At 72.9% G+C, this 6,350-nt stretch carries 4 protein-coding genes and 1 pseudogene; all 5 read left to right on the forward strand.

The window, feature by feature from the left end; translation table 11 throughout:
• Window positions 1-1,012: pseudogene (locus ACTIDRAF_RS29810) on the forward strand (hypothetical protein); the annotation flags it as partial.
• A gap of 71 nt (window positions 1,013-1,083) precedes the next feature.
• A complete protein-coding gene (gene uvrC, locus ACTIDRAF_RS0219020) occupies window positions 1,084-3,147 on the forward strand; it encodes an excinuclease ABC subunit UvrC (RefSeq protein ID WP_016700315.1) in 2,064 nt (687 codons plus the stop codon).
• Window positions 3,144-4,046 (forward strand): RNase adapter RapZ, encoded by a 903-nt coding sequence (rapZ, locus tag ACTIDRAF_RS0219025; RefSeq protein WP_169533989.1) that lies wholly within the window; start codon window positions 3,144-3,146, stop codon window positions 4,044-4,046. Before uvrC ends, rapZ begins: the two co-directional genes overlap by 4 nt.
• Window positions 4,047-4,142: 96 nt before the next feature.
• Complete coding sequence (locus ACTIDRAF_RS29815; RefSeq protein WP_085944870.1) at window positions 4,143-5,285, forward strand: gluconeogenesis factor YvcK family protein; 1,143 nt, start codon at window positions 4,143-4,145, stop codon at window positions 5,283-5,285.
• On the forward strand, window positions 5,276-6,262 hold the full coding sequence (gene whiA / locus ACTIDRAF_RS0219035) for a DNA-binding protein WhiA (RefSeq protein WP_016700318.1): 987 nt from the start codon (window positions 5,276-5,278) through the stop codon (window positions 6,260-6,262). The genes ACTIDRAF_RS29815 and whiA overlap by 10 nt, the downstream gene beginning before the upstream one ends.
• Window positions 6,263-6,350: the final 88 nt, after the last annotated feature.

A 6,350-nucleotide genomic window follows, 5' to 3' on the forward strand; every position in this document is an offset into this window, starting at 1 on the left:
GGCCCTGCCGGTCCGCGGGCTGGTCTGCGTGGCCGGTTCCGGTCTCCGTGTCCGCCAACCCCGGTCGGTGCGCCGCCTCGGGCACTACGCGGTGTGCGTGGCCGACTCCGCCGCCATCGCGAAGGCGGTGGCCCGGCAGGCCGGCGGGCGCGGGGCGTGGGACGCCGAGGACGTGCGGGAGGTCCTGCGTTCGCTGCACCTGCACTTCGACATGCCCCAGGACCACCAGCTCGCTCCCGACGACTTCGACGGCCGGGGACGCGATGACCTGCCCCAGATCACCGAGACCCGGTCGGAGCCGGCCGAGGGCGCGGGGCCGGGGGAGAAACCCGAACGCGAGGAGGAGGAGAAGGACCCGGTCGCGGAGGCGGAGAAGGACCTCCCCCTGGCGGGCCTGCGCCGGTTCGTCCGACCAGAACTGCTGGTGGTTCCCGCCATCCTCATCCCGGCCGTCGTGGCCATCGCCTTCATCGTCTGGCTGGTCAGCGGGGTCACCGGGGTCCTGTCCTGGTTCGGGTCCTCCGACGAGGACGCCGGGGCCCCGGTCCGGATCGGCGAGTCCGCCCAGGTCGACGGGCAGCGGTTCAACGTCATCGCCGTCGCCACCAACAACGACTGCGGCGAGCACGCCACGGACGGGCTGCGGGAGTTCTTCTCCAGCAACCCCTGCGAGCGCCTGGACCGCACGGTGTACCGGGGCGAGGTCGACGGTGCCCCGGTCGACGTGCTCCTCGCCGAGGTGGTGATGCCCGACGAGGAGTCGGCACGCGCGCTGGACGATGAACTCGGCCGCCCCGATCCGGGCCGCCTGGTCGGCCCCCGGCTCTCCGGCGAGCCGGTCGCGGTGGCCAACAGCGGCGCCGACACCGTCGAGTTCGTCACGACCGCCAGCACGGTCCGTCACGACCTGGTCGTGCGCAGCGCCCACGCCAGCTTGGCGGACCCCGCCCGGCCGGCGACCCCCGACGCGCTGGCGCGGCTGCGGGACGCGGTGCTGCGTTCGGAGACCTGACCGGGTGGAGCCCCGTCCTGGACCGACCAGCCGGTTCCGAGTTGTCGGAGGGTGGCCGTAACCTTGGGTGAATGGCCGATCCGTCGACCTACCGTCCTCAACCGGGTTCCATCCCGGACGCGCCCGGTGTCTACAAGTTCCGCGACGAGCACGGCCGGGTCATCTACGTGGGCAAGGCGAAGAGCCTGCGCTCCCGCCTGTCCTCCTACTTCGCCGACCTCAGCGGCCTGCACCCCCGGACACGCCAGATGGTCACCTCGGCGGGTTCCGTCGAGTGGACCGTGGTCAGCACCGAGGTGGAGGCGCTCCAGCTCGAGTACTCCTGGATCAAGGAGTTCGATCCCCGCTTCAACGTCCGCTACCGGGACGACAAGTCGTACCCCGTGCTCGCCGTCACCATGAACGAGGAGCTGCCCCGGCTCCTCGTCTACCGGGGGCCGCGTCGCAGGGGCGTCCGCTACTTCGGCCCGTACGCCCACGCCTGGGCCATCCGGGAGACGCTGGACATGCTGTTGCGGGTCTTCCCCGCCCGGACCTGCTCGGCCGGGGTGCTGCGCCGGCACCAGCAGATCGGGCGTCCCTGCCTGCTGGGGTACATCGGCAAGTGCTCCGCCCCGTGCGTGGGGCGGGTCACCCCCGAGGAGCACCGGGACATCGTGGAGGACTTCTGCGACTTCCTCGGCGGCCGCACCGACACCATGATCCGCCGCCTCGAACGGGAGATGGGCGAGGCGGCCGAAAGCCTGGAGTTCGAACGCGCGGCGCGACTGCGCGACGACCTGGGGGCGCTGCGACGGGCGATGGAGAAGCAGGCCGTCGTCCTGGGCGACGGTACGGACGCCGACGTCATCGCCTTCGCCCAGGACGAGCTGGAGGCGGCGGTCCAGATCTTCCACGTCCGAGGTGGGCGGGTCCGGGGCCAGCGGGGCTGGGTCATCGACAAGGTCGAGGCCACCGACACCCCGGCCCTGGTCGAGCGGTTCCTCAGCCAGTTCTACGGGGAGCAGGCCACCCTCGTGGAGGTGACCGACACCGACTCGGACACGGCGGCCGTCCCCCGCGAGGTGCTGGTTCCCGAGCTGCCCGGTGACGCCGAGGCCGTGACCGAGTGGCTGAGCGGGCTGCGCGGGGGGCGGGTTCGCCTCCGGGTCCCCCAGCGTGGCGACAAACGGGCGTTGATGGAGACGGTGGCCCGCAACGCGGCGGAGGCGTTCGCCCAGCACAAGCTGCGCAGGGCGGGTGACCTGACCGCCCGGTCGGCGGCGCTCCAGGAACTCCAGGACGGGCTCGGGCTCGACAGCGCCCCGCTGCGCATCGAGTGCGTCGACGTCAGCCACGTCCAGGGCAGCGATGTCGTGGCCTCGCTCGTCGTCTTCGAGGACGGGGTGCCCCGCAAGTCGGACTACCGGCGGTTCGCCGTGCGGGAGGGGGCCGAGGGCGGGGACGTGGCCTCCATCGCGGAGGTCACCCGGCGCAGGTTCGCCCGCTTCCGCAGCGACGGCGAGCGTCAGGACCCCGACGAACGGCGGGTCACCGAGAACGCGGTCGCCGAGACCCTCGGTGGGGCTTCGCCCGTCGAGGCCGGCACGGGCACCGGCACCCCCGCCGGCGTGGACCCCGAGACGGGCCGGCCCCGCCGCTTCGCGTACCCGCCGAACCTGCTCGTGGTCGACGGTGCCGGCCCGCAGGCGAACGCCGCCGCCGACGTGCTCGCCGACCTCGGGATCACCGACGTCGCCGTCGTCGGGCTGGCCAAGCGCCTGGAGGAGGTGTGGGTGGCCGGCGAACCGGACCCGGTCATCCTGCCGAGGACCAGTGAGGCCCTGTACCTGTTGCAACGGGTCCGGGACGAGGCCCACCGCTTCGCCATCGCCTACCACCGTCAGAAGCGGTCGTCGAGGATGACCAGGTCGGAGCTGGACGACGTCCCGGGGCTGGGGCAGGCCAGGCGCACCGCGTTGCTGAAGCACTTCGGCTCGCTGCGCCGGCTGCGGGCGGCGAGCGTCGAGGAGATCAGCGAGGTGCCGGGAGTGGGCCGGCACACCGCGGAGGCGGTGCGGCGCGCGTTGTCGGGGGAACAGGAAGGGCGGACGAAGCGTCCCACCCAGGAGCGGAACGAAGGGGGAGCCAAGTGAGGGCAACACCCGTGGACGAGGGCGGGGTGGAGGGCACCGGCATCGAGGTGGCCGTGGTCACCGGGCTCTCCGGTGCGGGCCGCAGCACCGCGGCCAAGTGCCTGGAGGACCTCGGGTGGTTCGTGGTCGACAACCTGCCGCCCGAGCTGATCGTGACGATGGTGGAGCTGGGCGCCAGGTCCAACGCCGTGATCACCAGGGTCGCGGTGGTCATGGACGTCAGGAGCAGGGCGTTCACCGACGATCTCGCTTCGGTCATCAAGGACCTCGACGCCAGCGGTTACAAGCCGAGGGTGTTGTTCCTGGAGGCGACGGACGCGGTGCTGGTGCGCCGCTTCGAGCAGGTGCGGCGCGGCCACCCGATGCAGGGTGAGGGGAGGCTGGTGGACGGCATCACCGCCGAGCGGGCACTGCTCGCCCGGCTGCGGGCCGAGGCCGACCTGGTCCTGGACACCAGCGCCCTCTCGGTGCACCAGTTGCGGGCCAAGATTGAGGACACCTTCGGCACCGAGGCCAGCACCCACACCCGGGTCACCGTGCTGTCCTTCGGCTACAAGTACGGGCTTCCGATGGACGCCGACCTCGTGATGGACGTCCGGTTCCTGCCCAACCCGTTCTGGATCCCGGAGCTGCGCGAGTTCACCGGGCAGGACGCCGACGTGCGCAACTACGTACTGGGCCAGGAAGGGGCCGAGGAGTTCCTGGAGCGCTACCACGAACTGTTGCGGCTGGTCGGGGCCGGATACCGGCGGGAGGGCAAGCGGTACCTGACACTGGCGGTCGGGTGCACCGGGGGCAAGCACCGCAGCGTGGCGCTGTCCGAGGAACTGGCCGGCCGGTTGGCCACCGAGGACGGCATGGCGGTGACCGTGGTACACCGGGACCTCGGCCGCGAGTAGGCCCCGACGGCACGGGGCCCTCGCGGCATCGCCACCCGGTAGGGCCGGGCCCGGTCGCGGCCGGCTCGGCCCATGTCAGCGAGGACCTGCGAGAGTATGACGACAGTGCCCGAGGCACGGACGAACGACGTCGGAGCCGGTCGGCCCCGGCCACCGCGAGTGGTCGCGCTCGGCGGGGGCCACGGCCTCCAGGCCACGCTGGCCGCGTTGCGCGGGGTGACACCCCGGGTCACCGCGGTGGTCACCGTCGCCGACGATGGCGGCTCGTCCGGCCGGCTCCGCAGGGAACTGGGCCTGCTGCCGCCAGGAGACCTGCGGAAGGCGCTGGAGGCGCTGGCTCCCGACGGACCGGACGGGCAGTTGTGGTCCCGCGTCTTCGGCCACCGGTTCGGCGGGAGCGGCGCCCTGGCCGGGCACGCGGTGGGCAACCTCCTCATCGCCGGACTGCTGGAGGTCCTCGGCGACCCGGTGGCCGTGCTCGACCACGTGCGACGGCTGCTCGGCGTGCGGGCCCGGGTCCTCCCGATGTCGACCGAACCGCTCGACATCGAGGCCGAGGTGTCCGGGTTGTCCGACAACCCGCACCGGCTGCGGCGCATCCGGGGCCAGGTCGCCGTCGCGACTACCCCCGGTCGGGTGAAAAGGGTGTGGTTGCGCAACGTGGCCGATCCTGACGGACGGCTCACGGCCTGCCCGGAAGCGGTACAGGCGGTGCACTCCGCGGATGTCGTCATCCTCGGCCCCGGATCGTGGTTTACCAGCGTACTGCCGCATCTGCTGCTTCCCGAGCTGCACGACGCCCTGCTGACGACCACCGCCCGTAAGGTCCTGGTCCTGAACCTTGTCCCCCAACCGGGTGAGACGGCCGGTTTCTCGCCGGAACAGCACCTGCACGTACTCTCCGAGCATGCTCCGCGTCTGCGGGTGGACGACGTCATCGCCGACATCGACTCGGTGCCGACGCCCGACCAACTGCGTCGCGCCACCGGCGAACTGGGCGGCACCACGCACCTGAGACGGGTCGCCGACGACGACGCCCCGGACCGGCACGACCCGGCCGCGCTGGGTGCCGCGCTCGCGGCGGCGATCGGCGTGGCGGACCGGACCGTGGAGCACTCCGGTGGCGCCACGGGCGCCGCCGACCTGGACCGGTTTGGGCTTGCCGGGCCGGCTGACCTGTGCGGTCAGCCCAGTGGACCGGCGGCGCGCGCAGACGAGGAGGACGAGCGGTGGCGATGACCGCGGCGGTCAAGGACGAACTGAGTCGCCTGGTGGTGACGAAGACCTGCTGTCGTCGTGCCGAGGTGTCCGCGCTGCTGAGATTCTCCGGCGGCCTGCACATCGTGGCCGGGCGGGTGGTCGTCGAGGCGGAGGTCGACACCGGCTCGGTGGCCCGCAGGCTCCGGAAGGAGATCCACGAGCTCTACGGCTACACGGCCGAACTCCAGGTCATGACCTCGGGAGGGCTGCGCAAGGGCACGCGGTACGTCGCGCGGGTGGTCAAGGACGGCGAGGGGCTGGCGCGGCAGACGGGCCTGCTGGACTCCCGGGGCCGGCCCGTGCGGGGGCTGCCCGTGCACGTCGTCTCGGGCGGCGCCTGCGACGCCGAGGCCGCGCTCCGGGGCGCCTTCCTCGCCCACGGTTCCCTCACCGAACCGGGCCGGTCCTCCGCGATGGAGGTCACCTGCCCGGGGCCCGAGGCGGCGCTGGCCCTGGTGGGGGCCGCCCGCCGGCTCAACGTGCAGGCGCGTTCGCGCGAGGTCAGGGGAGCTGACCGGGTCGTGGTGCGGGACGGCGACGCGATCGGCGCCCTGCTCACCAGGCTGGGAGCCCACGCCAGCGTGCTCGCCTGGGAGGAGCGGCGCATGCGCCGCGAGGTGCGGGCCACCGCCAACCGGCTGGCGAACTTCGACGACGCCAACCTCCGCCGCTCCGCGCGGGCGGCGGTGGCCGCCGCCGCCAAGGTGGAGCGGGCGATCGAGCTGCTCGGCGACGACGCTCCCGAGCACCTCGTCGTGGCCGGGCAGCTCCGGCTGAGCCATCGGCAGGCCTCGCTGGAGGAGCTCGGCCAGTTGGCCGAACCGCCCATGACCAAGGACGCCGTCGCGGGGCGGATCCGCCGCCTGCTGGCGATGGCCGACAAGCGGGCCAGGGAGCTGGGAGTGCCGGGAACCGACTCGGCGGTCACCCAGGAGATGTTGGAGGTCGACGCCTGAGCCGGCGGCCCGACTCGGCGTAACCTCGACGTGGGCGCGGACGAGAACGACGGCTCGTCCGGCGCCCCCGGGAGAGGGCGGCGGCCGC

The organism is Actinoalloteichus spitiensis RMV-1378 (assembly GCF_000239155.1).
Classification (GTDB): domain Bacteria; phylum Actinomycetota; class Actinomycetes; order Mycobacteriales; family Pseudonocardiaceae; genus Actinoalloteichus_B; species Actinoalloteichus_B spitiensis.